Genomic DNA, 16126 nt, shown 5'->3' with positions numbered 1-16126 from the left:
TTAAACTTTGCATCCCGACCAGGCTGTAGTAGAATTAATAGATAGCTGTATCGAATGAATGTACTTATTACATCGTGCATGGAGCGGAAAGCTTACTTCGTGTGAAGTGTTCCCGTGATATGCGTAATATACGCGATATAAGATTGAAGATGAGGGGGCTCGGAGCTATGGCATCCGAAGTGAAGGAACGGATTAATCTGAAAGAAATCAACTGTGAGAAGGAACTGACCCTTGCGGTGATCGGTGGCAAATGGAAACTGATTATTTTGTGGCATTTGGGTCTGGAAGGTACCAAACGTTTCAGTGAGCTGAAACGCCTAATCCCTCATATTACCCAGAAGATGCTGACCAACCAGTTACGTGAGCTGGAGGAAGACAAGTTGATTGAGCGCAAGGTGTATGCAGAAGTCCCTCCTCGGGTGGAATATACGTTGACCGATCACGGTCAGAGCCTGATGCCCGTCCTGCACGCGATGTATAACTGGGGTAAAAATTACGGTGAAAATGTAATCTGGAAAGAAAGCTAAATAGTAAGATTCACAATGAACCGCTGGTTAAATGGATTCTTCCATAACCAGCGGTTTTTTAGTTACTTTTAAATTTTGGTCAGAGGATCAATAGTTTACTCCAAACGCAGCGGGCAGAAATAGACTTAAGAAGCGAAGCGTTCGCCTTTATCACCGGATTTTCACCTTTTAAAAAGTGAATCAAAAAATCCGGGGATAACAGCGATCGAAAGGCTATTCTGCCAGCGGAGTAATAAAGAGTAATCCATTTGTCTGTTCTACCATAAATCTATACCAAAAGTCTCATTATTTGCAGATGTCATGTATACATAAACCGATTATGATACGATGAGATATATTGGAAAATGCAAGGAGGATGACAACTAAAGATGGAAAAAATACGTACACGTGCTGAGGTAAACCCAGAAACCACTTGGGATCTGAGAGACTTGTTTGTAACCGATGTAGAGTGGGAGCAGGAGCTTCGATCACTTCCTGAGGCTGCTGCCCAGATCGAAACGTTCAAAGGACGTCTGGGCGAAGGAGCTGAACAATTGTTGGCTTGTCTGGATGCGGGTGAAGCTTTGCAGGAGCGTATCAGCAAGACGGCTTCTTATGCCCGCTTGAAGCAGTCAGAGGACAGCACCAACCCGGTCAACATTGAGAATTCAGCTAAAGCAGGAGATATCCTATCAAATCTGTCGTCGTCCTTGTCTTTTGTCAATTCGGAGATCGTTGATCTGCCGGAGGGAACCGTTGAACGTTACCTTGAAGAACTTCCGGGATTGGAACCGTATGCGCGGAGTTTGGAACGTTTGATTCATGAAAAAAAACATCGGCTCACGCCAGAGACCGAGAAGGTACTCGCTTCACTTGGAGAGGTACTGGATTCGCCATACCGTATCTATCTGCGCGGTAAACTGGCAGACATGACGTTTGACGATGCCCTCGATGGAGAGGACAATAACCGTCCACTGTCCTGGTCATTCTATGAAAATAATTATGAGATGTCGTCCGATACAAAGCTGCGCCGTTCTGCTTATGCTGCGTTCAGCTCGACATTAAATGATTACAAAAATACGTTCGCAGAAGGTTATGCAACCGAGGTGAAAAAGCAGGTTGTTTTATCTAGGCTGCGTGGTTACGACGATGTTACAGATATGCTTCTCAGCCCACAGCAAGTGAGCAAAGAGATGTACAATAATATTCTGGATATTATCCAGCAGGAACTCGCACCTCATATGCGCAGACTGGCGGCTCTCAAGAAACGTGAGCTTGGTTTGGACAAGCTGATGTTTTGTGATCTGAAGGCGCCGCTTGATCCTGAATTTAGCCCTGCCATTACATATGATGAGGCTTGCACAATTATCCGAGAAGCACTTGATGTGCTTGGGCCGGAGTACGTCGAGATCGTAGAGCGCGCATTCAGTGATCGCTGGGTGGATTACGCAGATAATGCAGGCAAATCCACAGGGGCATTTTGCTCCTCTATATATGGTTCACACTCCTATATCTTAATTTCATGGGCGAACAATATGCGCGGAGCATTTACGCTTGCCCATGAAGTGGGGCATGCAGGCCACTTCATGCTTGCGGGACGTTACCAACGGCTCACGAATACAAGGCCATCTCTTTATTTCATTGAGGCACCATCGACCATGAATGAAATGCTGCTGGCAGATCATCTATTGAAACGTTCCGATAATCCGAGAATGCGTCGTTGGGTCATTTTGCAACTGTTGAATACGTATTACCATAACTTCGTTACGCATCTGCTGGAAGGTGAACTGCAGCGCAGGGTGTATGCACGCGCAACCAATGATGAGCCGATTACGGCGAAGACGTTAAGTCAGCTCAAAGGAGACATCCTTTCCGAATTCTGGGGACCTGATCTGGTAATTGATGAAGGAGCCAAGCTCACGTGGATGAGACAACCTCATTATTATATGGGACTGTATCCATATACCTATGCAGCAGGTTTGACGGCTTCCACTGCGGCCGCACAGCAGATTCGGGAAGAAGGGCAGCCTGCGGTAGATCGCTGGCTTGAAGCACTCAAAGCTGGTGGAAGTCTCACACCACAGGAGTTAATGAAGCTTGCGGGTGTGGATATGTCCGGACCTGAGCCGATTCGTTCTGCGGTTGCTTATGTCGGCAGTCTGGTCGACGAACTTGAACGTCTGTATTCCTGATCTGGTTCATATAGTATACGGACAAGGCAGAACGGGTTGTCTGCATGCACCGCCTTCCTTGAGTGGGGGGCGGTGCATGTTATTTTGCAAGGGGAAAGGAACGATGATGAATGGCGTTAACGAGCGTGTCCTCATCGATGAGCCGATTAAGCGTGGACGGCTTTGGCGTGTTTGATGACATGAATGGAGTACCAGGTTTTGAAGGCAATCAGGGTGGTTTCTTTTCGGGATTGAATGAGTTTGGTGCCATGGGTGCGTTTGTTTCCATTTTTATTGGTGCCGTATTTCTTATTGTTGCGGGTGTGATTGTATATGCCATCATCTCAGGGGTACGCACGTGGTCATCAAATAATGCAACGGCTTTGTTAACCCTGCATTCAGCGGTGGTGGCCAAACGAACGGAAGTCTCAGGTGGTAGCGGGGATAGCAGTGCGAGGACCCGTTATTATGTTACATTTGAATTTGATAATGGTGAGCGGATTGAACTGATTGTTGGTGGAAATCATTATGGCATGTTGGTGGAAAATGATAGAGGGATGCTGACGTATCAGGGGACACGATTCAAGCATTTTGAGAGAGATATACAGCCCCAGTCGGGGGTAAGCAAAGGTCAGTTTTATACGTGAAAAAAGAAATGCGGCTCCTCCCAGGTGGGAGAGAGTCGTTTTTGGTATACCCAAAAGAAGAAAAACCGAAGGGTATTCAAACGCTTACAATGGTGATATACTCGTAAAATAAAGTAAAACAGTATTAAACAAAAACAAACAAACAATAAATACAGAATAAAGTACAGGGTTACGGACTGAATCAAGAGATACCGTTTGGAAAATAGGATGGGTTCGAAAGGTTGGTGAAGCGCGGTGAGTGTGCTGGCTTATGATTTGGGCGCTGGGAGCGGGAGAGCGCTATTGGGACATCTGAATGATCGTGGGATCGAAACAAGCGAAATTCATCGGTTCAAGAATGAACCGGTGAAGGTTGGCGAGCGGATGCACTGGGATATTCTGCGATTGCATCATGAATTGTTGCAAGGGCTTACCCTTGTGAAACAGCAGGGAGAAAAGCCGGAGAGCCTGGGGATCGATTCCTGGGGTGTTGATTTCGGTTTGCTTGGCAGTAATGGGGAGTTGCTGGGTAACCCGTATCATTATCGTGATACACAGTTTAACGGCATGATGGATCAGGTACGCCAAGAGCTGAGCTCTCAGCGAATCTTTGAACGTACAGGGATTCAGTTTCTTAGCTTTAATACCTTGTATCAATTGGCGATGCTTCAACGCAGCGGTTCCCCGTTACTTCATGAAGCAGAGCGTTTTCTCATGATTCCGGATTTGCTACGTTATTTCCTGACAGGAGAAGCGGTGAATGAGTTCACCAATGCAACCACAACACAATTATACAATCCATTGGCGGGTCAGTGGGACAGTGAGTTGCTGGCACATATTCGCATTTCGGAGAAACTGTTCGGTGAAGCTGTGCTGCCAGGTACCCGTGTTGGACAATTGCGAAGCAGTATCTGTAACGATCTGGGACTTTCCCCGATTCCCGTGATCGCTGTTGCGGAGCATGATACGGGTTCAGCCGTTGTGGCTGTTCCTGCAACGGAACGTTCATTTGCTTATCTGAGCTGTGGGACCTGGTCCCTGATGGGTACGGAGATAGTTCATCCTGCGATAAGTAGCCAGAGTCTGGCATTGAACTTCACGAATGAAGGCGGGGCGGGTGGAACATTCCGTCTGCTCAAGAACATTATGGGCTTATGGATCTTGCAGGAAAGCATGCGAGAGTGGGATCGCCAAGGGCAGGGAATTAGCTACGATGCCTTATTGGCGAAGGCGGAACAGGCACCTCCATTTGCCAGTTTGTTTGATCCGGATGATGAACTGTTCATGCCAGCAGGGGATATGACGACCCGAATACGTCAGTATTGCCGGGATACAGGGCAAGTGGTACCAGAGGATCAGGGGGCAATTGGCCGGGCAATTCTGGAGAGTCTTGCATTGAAGTATAGAAGAGTTCTGGAATGGACGGAGCAATTGTCGGGTCAGACGTTCAACGGATTGCATATGGTCGGTGGAGGTATCCAGAACCGCCTGTTATGTCAGTGGACTGCAAATTCCATTGGCAAGCCGGTATGGGCAGGTCCGGCAGAGGGAAGTGCCATCGGGAATATGGCTGTGCAATGGATGGCGAGCGGAGCTTTTAAAGATATCTGGGAAGCCCGTAAGGCCATTCGAGATTCATTTCCGGTAACTGCGTATGAGCCGCAGGACAGGTCAATCTGGGAAGAAGCTTACGGCAGATTTCTGCGTGTGACGGCTTCATCTAATTCACAAGCGGGGAGTGAGGTGTAACATGCTGGCAGCCGAGCGGTATGACCGAATTGTGGAGATGGTGAATGTAAAGGGCAGTATGCGTGTATCCGAGCTTAGTGAGCGCTGCCGGGTGACGGAGGAAACCATCCGGCGGGATCTGGATCGGCTGGAACAGGCAGGTCGACTGCGCCGCTCTCACGGTGGTGCCGTGAGTGTGAAGGAAGATCAACCGGAGATCCCTTACCGGATCAGGGAGACAACCCATGTGGAAGAGAAAAAGCGGATTGCGCAAGCGGCTCTGGCGATGATTATTCCGGGTGATCGCATTCTGTTGGATGCGAGCACAACGGCAGGTTATATGGCGGCGAACATGCCTGATTTTCCGCTGACGGTCTTAACCAACTCGATCCAAATCGCCACTGAACTCAGCAGCCGTGACAAGGTTGAGGTCATCTCAACAGGGGGGCAGTTGGCATCTCGCTCGTTGTCTTTTGTTGGGCCGCTCGCGGAGCGTTCTCTAGAAACGTATCACGTGGATAAAATGTTCATGTCGTGCAAAGGTGTACATCTCGAAGGTGGCGGAATCAGTGAATCCAATGAACTCCAGGCAAGGCTGAAGCAGAAGATGGTTGGCATATCCGATCAAGTCATCTTACTTGCAGATGCCAGTAAATTTGGTGTCCGTGCTTTTGCCCGGGTATCCGGGTTAAATGCAGTCCATACGATCGTTACCGATCAGCCATTGGAGGCTGAACAGACCGACCGTTTGAGCGGATACGATATTGGTATCATCACGGTTTAAGATTTTATATTTTATCTATATAAATTGAACTAAACATTTACACGAAACGTAGAGGACAGAAATAACTTGAAGAAGCGAAGCTAAAAGCTTTCTGAAAGAAAGCTGCATCGGAAGCATATACTGCGCCTTTATCCCCGGATTTTACCCTTTAAAAAGTAAATTAAAAAATCTGGGGATAACAGCGATCGGAAGGTTATTCTGTCATCGGAGTGTTCATTGTAAATATTCTTAGTCAATATTCTTAGTTAATTCATCTACTAATCAGTTAATAGGAGCGTGTAATTATGAAGGTCTCCTTATTCATTACCTGCCTCAGCGATGCCATCTATCCCCGAGTGGGGGAGGCCATGGTCAGATTGCTCGCCGCTCATGGCGTTCGGCTGGATTTCCCGCCGGTGCAGACCTGCTGCGGTCAGCCTTCCTACAATAGCGGGTACTGGGATGAGACTCGTGTAGCCGCAAAAACGATTCTTGAAGCATTCGACGACAGTGATTTTGTGGTATGTCCTTCGGGATCGTGTACGTATATGATTCATCATTATCCCGAGCTGTTTGCGGATGAACCAGTGTGGTTGGAGAAGGCAAAACGATTGGAAGCGAAAGCCTATGAATTCACTCAATTTCTCGTTCAGGTACTCGGGATAACCGATCTGGGCGCACATTTCCCCCACAAAGTAACTTATCATCCATCCTGCCACGGCAGTCGTCTACTGGGTGTAAAGGATGAACCGATGGCGCTGCTCTCTCAGGTGAAAGGACTGGAATTGGTTCCACTGCCGTTTGCTGAGGATTGCTGTGGGTTCGGGGGTACGTTTGCCATTAAAATGTCCGATATTTCAGGAGCGATGGTGACGGAGAAAGTTGATCATGTCAAAGAGACACAAGCCGAAGTACTGGTTGGTCTGGACATGGCCTGTCTGATGAATATCGCAGGTAATCTTCGTTATCGGAATGAACCGGTGCGTGTGATGCATCTGGCGGAACTACTGTATGAGGGGGTGCGAACAGGATGAGCCAACCGGGAGTTATGGATACTACGGTCAAAGAACGTGCCGGACTGGCCTTGAATGATGATTTTCTGCGTAAAGCAGTCAAATTCACGACTGAACGATTGCGTAACGGGAAGAAGTCTGCCTCAGAAGAACATGGAAACTGGGATGAGTGGCGGGAACGTGGCCGTCAGATTCGTTTGCATACAATTGCGTATCTGGATTATTATCTGAATGAATTTGTGAATAACGCCCGTGCGAACGGGGTTCATATTCATTTTGCAGATACATCGGTGGAAGCAGCGGCGATTGCGCTGGATATTGCGGCGCATAAGCAAGCTTCAACGGTGGTGAAATCCAAATCGATGGTATCGGAGGAAGTACATCTCAATCATGTGCTGGAGTCGGCGGGCATTGAAGCCATCGAGACCGATCTGGGTGAATACATCATTCAGCTGGCAGGCGAAGCCCCTTCTCATATTGTCATTCCAGCCATCCATAAGAACCGCTATCAGATCGCAGAGTTGTTATCGAAGGAAGCGGGTGAAATTCTGGAGCCGGACACGACGGTACTTGCCGGATTTGTTCGCAAAAAGCTGCGCGAGAAATTCCTCGAAGCGGATATCGGCATGACTGGATGCAATTTTGCGATTGCAGAGACAGGTTCCATGGTTTTGTTCGAAAATGAAGGCAATGCCCGTATGGTATCCACTGTTCCCAAAACGCAGATTACACTCATGGGCATGGAGCGGATCATCCCGTCGTGGACGGATCTGGAGGTCATGGCAACCTTGTTGCCGCGCTCTGCAACAGGTCAGAAATTAACAATGTACATGTCAGGCATCACAGGTCCTCGCCGAACAGCGGATGCGGATGGACCCGATGAAATGCACATTATTATCGTGGATAACGGTCGATCCCTTCAGCTCGGTGATCCCGAATTTCAAGAACTGCTGAATTGTATTCGCTGCGGTGCTTGTCTGAATGCTTGCCCGGTATATCGCCATATTGGAGGTCATGCCTACGGTGGAACATACAGTGGTCCGATTGGCGCGGTACTGACACCTGCACTCAATGGCAACATTGATGAATGGAATGATATTGCCGGTGCTTCGAGTCTTTGCGGAGCCTGCTATGAAGCATGTCCGGTCAAAATTCCGCTGCATGATATGCTCGTTTATTTACGCAGACGCAAGGTAGAGGATGGTCATGGAAACAAAATGGAGAGCATGGGCATGAAGGGTTTTGCTGCCGTGGTTTCCAATTCGAAACGCTTCAGTGCGGCCATACGTCTGGGACAGATCGGGCAGAAGGCAGTTGTACGCAACAACGGCATTTCTCTCAAGCTGGGTCCACTCAAAGGCTGGAATAATTATCGGGTTGCGCCAAGTCTCGCCAAGAAATCTTTCCGTCAGCAATGGAACAAGCTGGATCAGGAATTGAACCAGGAGCAACCAACCATGAATTCTTCCGTTCGCAGCCGCATGGAGCAGATTATTCGTGAACGAGAGGAAGGGGAGGATAAGCATGGTCACTGAACATCAGCAATGGCTCGCGCAATTGGAGAAGAAGTCCATGGAGCAACAGGAGCAGTTCATGAACGACATCGCTTCGAAATTGAGAAGACCAAGGCAACGACATGCGCCGACCCAACCTTTTCGAGGAGCACCCGACTTTTGGACTGAGCTGGAATGGGATGAAGAGAAGCGTATTCAAGCATTTACAGATAACTTTGTGAGTGTAGGCGCCCACATTGCCCGGGTTCAGAACATGGAAGAAGTGTCTCAATTCATTGCCAACAAATCGCATGAGCTGAGTGCGAAATATATCATTCGTCAGAATGAACAGGCGTTAAAAGATCTCGGATTGGAAGGGCAGTTACCGGATGTGCAGATCTCAGTCTGGAATAGTCAAGCGGATGAGAACTGGAGGGCACGTGCAGCTGAGGCTGATATCGGTGTGGTCATGGCGGATTATGCAACAGCATACACAGGTTCGGTCACTGTACTTTCTTCACCGGAAAAAGGTCGGTCAGTGAGTCTGTTGCCTACGGTACTCATCATCATTATTCCAGTGGATCGACTGTACACCAGACTGGGTGAGACGCTGAATCGATTTGACGAAGCGGGAAGAGAGAATCTTCCGGCAGGCATCCACTTTATTTCAGGGCCAAGCCGCTCTTCCGATATTGAAAATGATTTAACCATTGGCGTACATGGACCAGGTATTGTATATGGTTTGATTATGGGTTAACGGTGTGTTGAGCGTGATGGCCAATCATGATTTTAATAACTGTCCTAGATGCAGAATTAGTCTGCTGAGGGCAGTTTTTTGTTTACGTTTTATAGTTAAAAACTATTAATATTATATTTATTATATATTTCACCTATTAACAATCGAGGTGTATAATCCATCGCAAGAGAGAATTCATATGAGATACGAAAAAGAAGAGGAGGAGAAATACATATGAGTATATTTTCTTACCAGGTTCCGTTCATGAACGGCCACGAGGGTGATTTTTCTGCGTTGAAAGGGAACGTACTGCTTATTGTGAATACAGCTAGCCGATGTAGCTACTCCCGCCAGTTCAGTGAACTTCAACAGATGTATGAGAACTATCGTGATCAGGGGCTGGAAATTCTGGCGTTCCCGTGCAACCAGTTTAACGATAAAGAACCTGGGAGTAACACGGAAATAGCCGAGTATTGCAGAAGTCAGTTTCAGATATCCTTTCCGATTTTGGAGAAGGTTGAGGTCGTTGGGCAATCGGCGCATCCAGTGTTCCGTTATCTGATTAACCAAGCGCCATTTCAAGGTTATGATCTGAACACGAAGGAGGGACAGTGGATGGACACCTTTGTGAAGGAGAAGCAACCAGAATTGTACCAAGGAGACGGGATCAAATGGAATTTTACCAAATTCCTGATTGACCGCAGTGGGAACGTCCATGGCCGTTATGAAACGACAGTTGCTCCATTAGAGATGGAGTCGGCTATTCAGATTCTGTTAAAGAAATCATAAGTATACCTTAATCCCTGTCCTGAGGTCCTATGACTTTGGGACTGTTGAAGATTAGAACTGGAAATGTTAGGGTAAAAGAAGATAACGAAGTCCTCCATTTTTTTTAATCAAAAATGACCAATATACCATTTCGGTCAATTAGTTCTTTGATGGTTTTATCGTTATCTGGATGAAATATGAAAATGTGCAAAAAATAACTTGAATCTGTTGATCTGAAGAGTAAGTGTAATCGCGTCTGTAAATCAAGTCATTATTTTTAGTTGTAGAACTCTTAACTTGGAAAGAAGGAGTGAGCGTCATGCCACCAATTTCAGTGCCTCAACCGAAAACATTTGGCCCACTGGGCAATTTGCCGCAATTGAACTTTGAAGAGCCGGTGCAATCCCTGGTGAAACTGGCTGAAGAATATGGACCGATCTTTCGTATGGAGTATCCTGGGCGAAGTGAATTGTATATTTCCGGTCACGAGCTGGTCGCTGAGGTAACGGATGAATCCAAATTCGACAAACGGGTGTGGGCACCCCTTGCGAAGGTTCGTGCTTTTGCAGGAGATGGACTCTTTACGAGTTGGACCGAAGAACCGAATTGGAAAAAAGCCCATAACGTGTTGCTGCCAAGTTTCAGTCAACGTGCGATGCAGGGATATCACAACAAAATGATTGATCTGGCTGTGCAGCTGGTTCAGAAATGGTCACGGTTGAACCCGGATGAGACGGTTAACGTTCCGGATGATATGACACGTCTTACGCTCGACACGATTGGCCTGTGTGGGTTCAACTATCGGTTTAACAGCTTCTATCGGGAAGAACCACATCCATTCATTACGAGCATGGTCCGTGCATTGGATGAATCCATGAGTTCATTGCAGCGACTGCGTCTGCAAGACAAGTTGATGATCACCAAAAAGAAACAGTTTGAACAGGATATCCGTTCCATGTTCTCGTTGGTGGATCACATTATTGCCGAGCGCAAAGAGAAACCGCAGGAAGGGGCAGATGATCTGTTGTCCCACATGCTCAGCGGCAAAGACCCGGAAACGGGAGAAACGCTGGATGATGAGAACATCCGTTATCAGATTATTACCTTCCTGATTGCTGGACATGAGACCACAAGTGGACTGTTATCCTTCGCCGTTTATTATCTGATGAAGAATCCGGATACGCTGGCTAAAGCCCAAGCTGAGGTGGATCAGATACTGAAAGATCCGGTTCCCACGTACAACCAGGTTCGCAATCTGAAGTACGTTCGTATGGTTTTGAATGAAGCATTGCGCTTATGGCCTACGGCCCCGGCATTTTCTTTGTATGCAAAAGAGGACACGGTACTTGCGGGTCAATATCCTTTGCAAAAAGGAGACAGCGTCAGTGTACTTATTCCCAAGCTGCATCGTGACCGCGAAGCCTGGGGAGACGATGTAGAGGAATTCCGCCCGGAACGGTTCGAAGATCCGAGCAAAGTGCCGCATGATGCCTATAAACCTTTTGGTAACGGTCAACGGGCCTGCATTGGTCAGCAGTTTGCACTTCAGGAAGCAACGCTGGTACTGGGCATGGTGTTGAAGCATTTTGACTTCATAGATCATTCTGATTATCAGTTAAAAGTGAAAGAAACGCTGACGCTTAAACCGGATAACTTCACAATTCGTGTACGTGCGCGTGGCGGGCAACCAGTCATGGCCGTTCCGGGTGTAGCGGTCGAAGAACCAAAGCCGGTTGCCAAAAGAACGGAGCCGGATGCAGCAAATGCCCACCACACACCGATGCTTGTTCTGTACGGTTCCAATCTGGGCACCGCTGAAGGCATTGCACGTGAAATTGCGGATACCGCCAGATATCAGGGTTTTCGGAGTGAGGTCGCTGCGCTGGATGATCGTGTTGGCAAACTGCCAAAGGAGGGTGCCGTCATTATTGTCAGTGCATCCTATAACGGTCAGCCGCCAAGTAATGCCAAGATGTTTGTCGAGTGGATTGAACACGCGGATGCCAATGAATTCAAAGGTGTGCGTTTCGCCGTTCTTGGATGTGGTGACCACAACTGGGCCAGCACCTATCAGCGTATTCCGCGTTTAATAGATGAACAGTTATCTTCCAGAGGAGCAGAGCGGTTATCACCGCTGGGTGAATCAGATGCCAGCGGAGATTTTGAGAAACAGGTGGGGGATTGGACAGAGCAATTATGGCCAGATCTCGCACGAACGATGGGACTGAAACTGAACACAAGCTCCAATAGTGAACGCAGCTCACTATCTGTACAGTTTGTCAGTGGGCTCGCCGTAACACCGCTTGCGGATACGTATGATGCACATGTGGCAGAAGTACTTGAGAACAGGGAGCTTCACGACGCGGGCAGTGAACGCAGCACACGTCACCTGGAGATCAAATTGCCTGAAGGCATAACCTACAAGGAAGGCGATCACCTGGGCATTCTGCCGCAGAACCCACCGGAGCTGGTGGAACGTGTACTTCGTCGTTATGGATTCACCGGAACGGAGCATCTCGTTCTGGATGCATCCGGTCGCAGTGCCGCGCATCTGCCGCTGCATCAACCGGTGAACCTGTATGATCTGCTCAGTCATAGCGTTGAGCTTCAGGAGGCGGCAACTCGTGCCCAGTTGAGAGAAATGGCAGCATACACCGTATGTCCACCGCATAAGAAAGAACTTGAAGCGCTGCTTGATGAATCTGTGTATATGGATGAAGTGCGGAACAAACGGATCTCCATGCTGGATTATCTGGTGAAATATGAGGCATGTGAACTGCCGTTTGAGCGTTTCCTTGAATTACTGCCTTCACTAAAAGCCAGATATTATTCGATCTCCAGTTCACCACGTGTTCAGCCCGATCAAGCGAGTATTACGGTCAGTGTTGTGCGCGCCCCGGCATGGAGTGGACAGGGAGAATACAAAGGTATTGCGTCCAACTATCTGGCTAACCTGAAACCGGGTGACGAGATCGTGATGTTCACGCGGACACCGGAATCCGGGTTCCAACTGCCGGAGGATGCACAGGTTCCCGTCATCATGGTAGGCCCGGGTACAGGTGTTGCTCCATTCCGAGGTTTCTTGCAAGCAAGGCATGTATTGAAGGAACAAGGTCAAGAGGTTGGCGAAGCCCACCTGTACTTTGGATGCCGGAATCCCGAGCATGATTATCTGTACAAAAATGAATTGGAAGCAGCCCAGCAAGAAGGGCTTGTGAAGCTTCATACTGCCTTCTCCCGTGTAGACGGGGAGGAGAAATGTTATGTACAGCATCTGATGAGAGACGATGCCCGTCACCTGATTCCTTTGTTTGAAGAGGGTGCGCATCTGTATATCTGCGGTGATGGCAGCAAGATGGCACCTGATGTGGAAGCCACACTCCAGCAGGCATACGCTGATATTCATGGCAAGTCAGCGAAGGAAGCAGAAGATTGGCTTAATCAGCTTCAGCAGGAAGGTCGTTATGCCAAGGATGTATGGACAGGCATCTGATATACACATGTGAAGGGTCAGCTTGATCCGTAACTGGCTGAGCGGTGAGATACAGAAGCAGTTCTGTTCTCACCGCTTTTTGACATAAAATGATTCTTCAGCAGATAAGTGGTTGCATGGGTTATAATTATATATTGGAAGGGAGCACCCGTATGCAGACATTTGGGAACCATTGTATGGCTTGCGAAAAGAACCAGCTTTACTTCCGGCTACACGGCCGTTTCAGGCTCTTTCTTCCAGCGGTTGGCCTATAGATCGACTCGACGCTCGAGAGAGGAAATAAAATACGGGAAGGGAATCTGCCTTTTCCCTGGAGTTCAAGATAATCCAGTCCCACGCCCACAAGTCTGATATTGTTAAATGCATTCCTGGAAGGGAAAGTCGTGCGGATTCCCACTCTGACGCCTCGCCGTGTTCGAGGAATATCAAATACCCGAATGGAATTCAGACTGAGAGGAATGAATAACTGACGGTTTACTTTGATAAACTGCTTTGGATAGACACGACGAATACGTCCCGGTTCCAACCCGGAGAGTGGAGTATTCAGTTCTGCAAGGTGCCCCTGGAGTTCTGCCAGACGCTGCTGAAGTGTTTTTCCAGTATGGAGATGCTGCCAGCTCATAAGTATTCCTCCGTTCGCCATTTGTACCTAGTATATGAAGGAACGGGGTAGGAAGGTGTACGTTTGATAGCCCATGTTCGTTACGGCTAACGGGGTTTCTTTTATAATAGAGGAGTGATTCACATGATCGTAGAGATGTATAAAGACCTCATTAAGGATGAGCGTGGCAATTATTATATGGCAGTGCAGATCGAGGGCAATGAGCTTACGCTCGTTAATGCTTTCGTCGAAGCGGCATTCACGCCTGAACTGATCTACAATGAAGAGTTTCGTACCAAGCATAAGGAGATGGAAGGCGGGTTTGTAGGCAAAATTGCGATGGACCTGCTAAGGCACGATGTGGTCATGGGGATGAAGCAAATCGACCGCAAACTGTTGAACCTGTCGGATGTTGAGCAGCAGTTCACGGTAAATTATATTGATACAATTGAATTTTATCGTCACCCGGCGTGGAACCGGAAGGTGTAAAAATAAAGAAATACAAGAGCGCAAGTGCAGGGGCAGTAAACCTCCGCAACTTGCGCTTTTTGCTTACGGACATTTAACGATACGTAGGATGGATGATGCCAATATCGCGCTCGGTTCTGAAACCTCCATTAGCGTAACGCTGCATTTCATTTCCTTTGATTCGAATCGGGATGCACTCTCCTTGATAGAAGAGATCTCCCTCGACGGTGCGAACGCTCATTCCGATGACTGCCTCCAGATGTCCACTACGATCTGTCACCAGCCGAATACCTGACGGGGCGTCCAGATGAACCTTGCCGTCCAGATATACCGTCATGCGATCAGGCGTGTTGACCAATTCATATCCTACTCCGTTGACTTTTCGGCTATAAGCCGTGTTGCCAGATACGATCTCACCATGATCCATGTCGATGGGGAGCAGTCCGGTAAACCAGAGCTGATTCGATCCAACAGGCATAATTCCGCATAGTCGCTCCACATAATCGAGGAGACAAAGGATAGTAGGGGAGTAAGTCTCGGTAAAACCTTGTTCTCCGGTCCATGGGCTTAGTACCTGACCAAATCGCTTATCTTTGGATAGGGCGGACAAGATAGGCTGCAATACCCAGGTTAGCTCCACATATCGATGATGATACTCGAATGCGTGTGGTGCCCGAATGAGACTCAGGAAATTGGACGCCCCGCCCCAGCTGTTATAGGAGGAAAAGGGATCAAATCTGGGATCATCCATTGAAATCGATGTAAACGGGTATTTAGCGAAAAACTTGCTTGTATTTAACAGGTACCGACGCAGCAGGTTATCAAACAATTCACGGTCGCCCACCTCGCAGGCCATCACGCGAAGCAGCACATCGGATTGGACTCTGACGAATTCGTCATTGCGATCCCGATCATAAAAGAACATATCCTGTTCGTCGTAACAATAACGGAAGAGACTTTCCAGGCTGGACTGGGCTTTTGCTTTCCAATCCGTTCCTGATTCCCCCAGTTCTTCAGCTATGCTGGACAGATACATGCGCTGACAATAGATATTGGCAGTCAGATCTGGTGCCAGAAAAGGCAGAATCGGAGAATCCGGGTGATAGGCAGAAGCATCATTCATATAAGGTGTATCCGGAACATGCCAGAAACGCGGGGATAAGTCATGTCCGGTGTCAAACGTACTGAAGGCCTCTACACAGCCGGTTCCTCGGGTATTACGGTTGTGGGCAATCCACTCATCGTAACGAACCATAGCCTTATACATGGTGTTCAGGAAAGGCGAGTGCTTGCCATGATTGCCATGAAGCTGATAGTGGTTCCATACACTGCGTGCCAGCGGAGTTACCAACTGGATTTGCCGGAAAGAGGGTCCGTTTGCCGTGAGTTTATACGGAAGCAATCCATCATCTCTTTGCTGCTTGGCAAATGCGAGGTACGTTGTTTCGGATACGGAAGGCAGCAGGCGAGACAGCAGCTCCGCATTGATGGTACCTGTACTCTCTAACCAACATCCGAGATAGATGCCACCTTCTTGTAAAATAGGATTGCTGTCTCCTATGGGCAGGATGCAAGCAAGCAATTTCTCCACAGCTGCAACATACGTAGCTTCCATTTGACCGCCTGATGCCGCAAACCGGATACCCGAGGCATGCCATTCCTGTAATAACTGCTGATCTTCCGGTTTAACTGGCTGAACTTGATCCATAATCGAAATGTTGCGCAGCCGATTTAGTATCTCTTCTGTCATATGTTCCTCC

General features: G+C 48.1%; 13 protein-coding genes. 11 read left to right on the top strand and 2 right to left on the bottom strand.

Annotated features, from left to right (window positions below):
• Positions 1 to 167 precede the first annotated feature (167 nt).
• The 10 genes from QVE09_RS06165 to QVE09_RS06120 all read left to right on the top strand — a co-directional run bounded on the left by QVE09_RS06165 (position 168) and on the right by QVE09_RS06120 (position 13297).
• The gene (locus tag QVE09_RS06165; RefSeq protein ID WP_036608849.1) at positions 168 to 527 is read left to right on the top strand and encodes a winged helix-turn-helix transcriptional regulator; all 360 of its coding nucleotides are present in this window, start codon (positions 168 to 170) and stop codon (positions 525 to 527) included.
• A gap of 368 nt (positions 528 to 895) precedes the next feature.
• Positions 896 to 2698, top strand: coding sequence for an oligoendopeptidase F (gene pepF, locus QVE09_RS06160; RefSeq protein WP_315936143.1), 1803 nt, complete (start codon positions 896 to 898; stop codon positions 2696 to 2698).
• A gap of 110 nt (positions 2699 to 2808) precedes the next feature.
• Positions 2809 to 3324 carry a DUF2500 family protein gene (locus QVE09_RS06155; protein ID WP_315936142.1) on the top strand — a complete coding sequence of 172 codons (516 nt, stop codon included), beginning with the start codon at positions 2809 to 2811 and terminating at the stop codon, positions 3322 to 3324.
• Between the two features lie 234 nt (positions 3325 to 3558).
• On the top strand, positions 3559 to 5052 hold the full coding sequence (locus QVE09_RS06150; protein ID WP_315936141.1) for a rhamnulokinase: 1494 nt from the start codon (positions 3559 to 3561) through the stop codon (positions 5050 to 5052).
• Between the two features lies 1 nt (position 5053).
• Positions 5054 to 5815 (top strand): DeoR/GlpR family DNA-binding transcription regulator, encoded by a 762-nt coding sequence (locus QVE09_RS06145; protein WP_315936140.1) that lies wholly within the window; start codon positions 5054 to 5056, stop codon positions 5813 to 5815.
• A 284-nt stretch (positions 5816 to 6099) separates the two neighbouring features.
• Entirely contained in the window at positions 6100 to 6828 is a 729-nt protein-coding gene (locus QVE09_RS06140) for a (Fe-S)-binding protein (protein WP_017688927.1), read from the top strand.
• On the top strand, positions 6825 to 8342 hold the full coding sequence (locus QVE09_RS06135; protein ID WP_062833994.1) for a LutB/LldF family L-lactate oxidation iron-sulfur protein: 1518 nt from the start codon (positions 6825 to 6827) through the stop codon (positions 8340 to 8342). The genes QVE09_RS06140 and QVE09_RS06135 overlap by 4 nt, the downstream gene beginning before the upstream one ends.
• The gene (locus tag QVE09_RS06130) at positions 8332 to 9057 is read left to right on the top strand and encodes a LutC/YkgG family protein (RefSeq protein WP_315936139.1); all 726 of its coding nucleotides are present in this window, start codon (positions 8332 to 8334) and stop codon (positions 9055 to 9057) included. Before QVE09_RS06135 ends, QVE09_RS06130 begins: the two co-directional genes overlap by 11 nt.
• A 213-nt stretch (positions 9058 to 9270) precedes the next feature.
• Positions 9271 to 9825: a glutathione peroxidase gene (locus QVE09_RS06125; RefSeq protein ID WP_315936138.1), complete on the top strand. Its 555-nt coding sequence runs from the start codon at positions 9271 to 9273 to the stop codon at positions 9823 to 9825.
• 298 nt (positions 9826 to 10123) lie between these two features.
• The gene (locus tag QVE09_RS06120) at positions 10124 to 13297 is read left to right on the top strand and encodes a bifunctional cytochrome P450/NADPH--P450 reductase (RefSeq protein ID WP_315936137.1); all 3174 of its coding nucleotides are present in this window, start codon (positions 10124 to 10126) and stop codon (positions 13295 to 13297) included.
• 199 nt (positions 13298 to 13496) lie between these two features.
• Here QVE09_RS06120 and QVE09_RS06115 read toward each other — a convergent pair whose 3' ends face one another.
• Positions 13497 to 13919 (bottom strand): hypothetical protein, encoded by a 423-nt coding sequence (locus tag QVE09_RS06115; protein WP_315936136.1) that lies wholly within the window; start codon positions 13917 to 13919, stop codon positions 13497 to 13499.
• Positions 13920 to 14042: 123 nt separating this feature from the next.
• Here QVE09_RS06115 and QVE09_RS06110 point away from each other — a divergent pair, with 123 nt between their 5' ends.
• Entirely contained in the window at positions 14043 to 14387 is a 345-nt protein-coding gene (locus QVE09_RS06110; protein WP_076318676.1) for a hypothetical protein, read from the top strand.
• Between the two features lie 73 nt (positions 14388 to 14460).
• Here the strand turns inward: QVE09_RS06110 and QVE09_RS06105 are convergent, their stop codons facing one another.
• Positions 14461 to 16116 carry an MGH1-like glycoside hydrolase domain-containing protein gene (locus tag QVE09_RS06105; protein WP_315936135.1) on the bottom strand — a complete coding sequence of 552 codons (1656 nt, stop codon included), beginning with the start codon at positions 16114 to 16116 and terminating at the stop codon, positions 14461 to 14463.
• Positions 16117 to 16126 lie beyond the last annotated feature (10 nt).

Origin of the sequence: Paenibacillus sp. ClWae2A (assembly GCF_032452295.1) — a bacterium.
In the GTDB taxonomy this organism is placed as follows: domain Bacteria; phylum Bacillota; class Bacilli; order Paenibacillales; family Paenibacillaceae; genus Paenibacillus.
The sequence above is the reverse complement of the archived record's forward strand: the minus strand, read 5'-3'. Positions and strand labels throughout refer to the sequence as shown.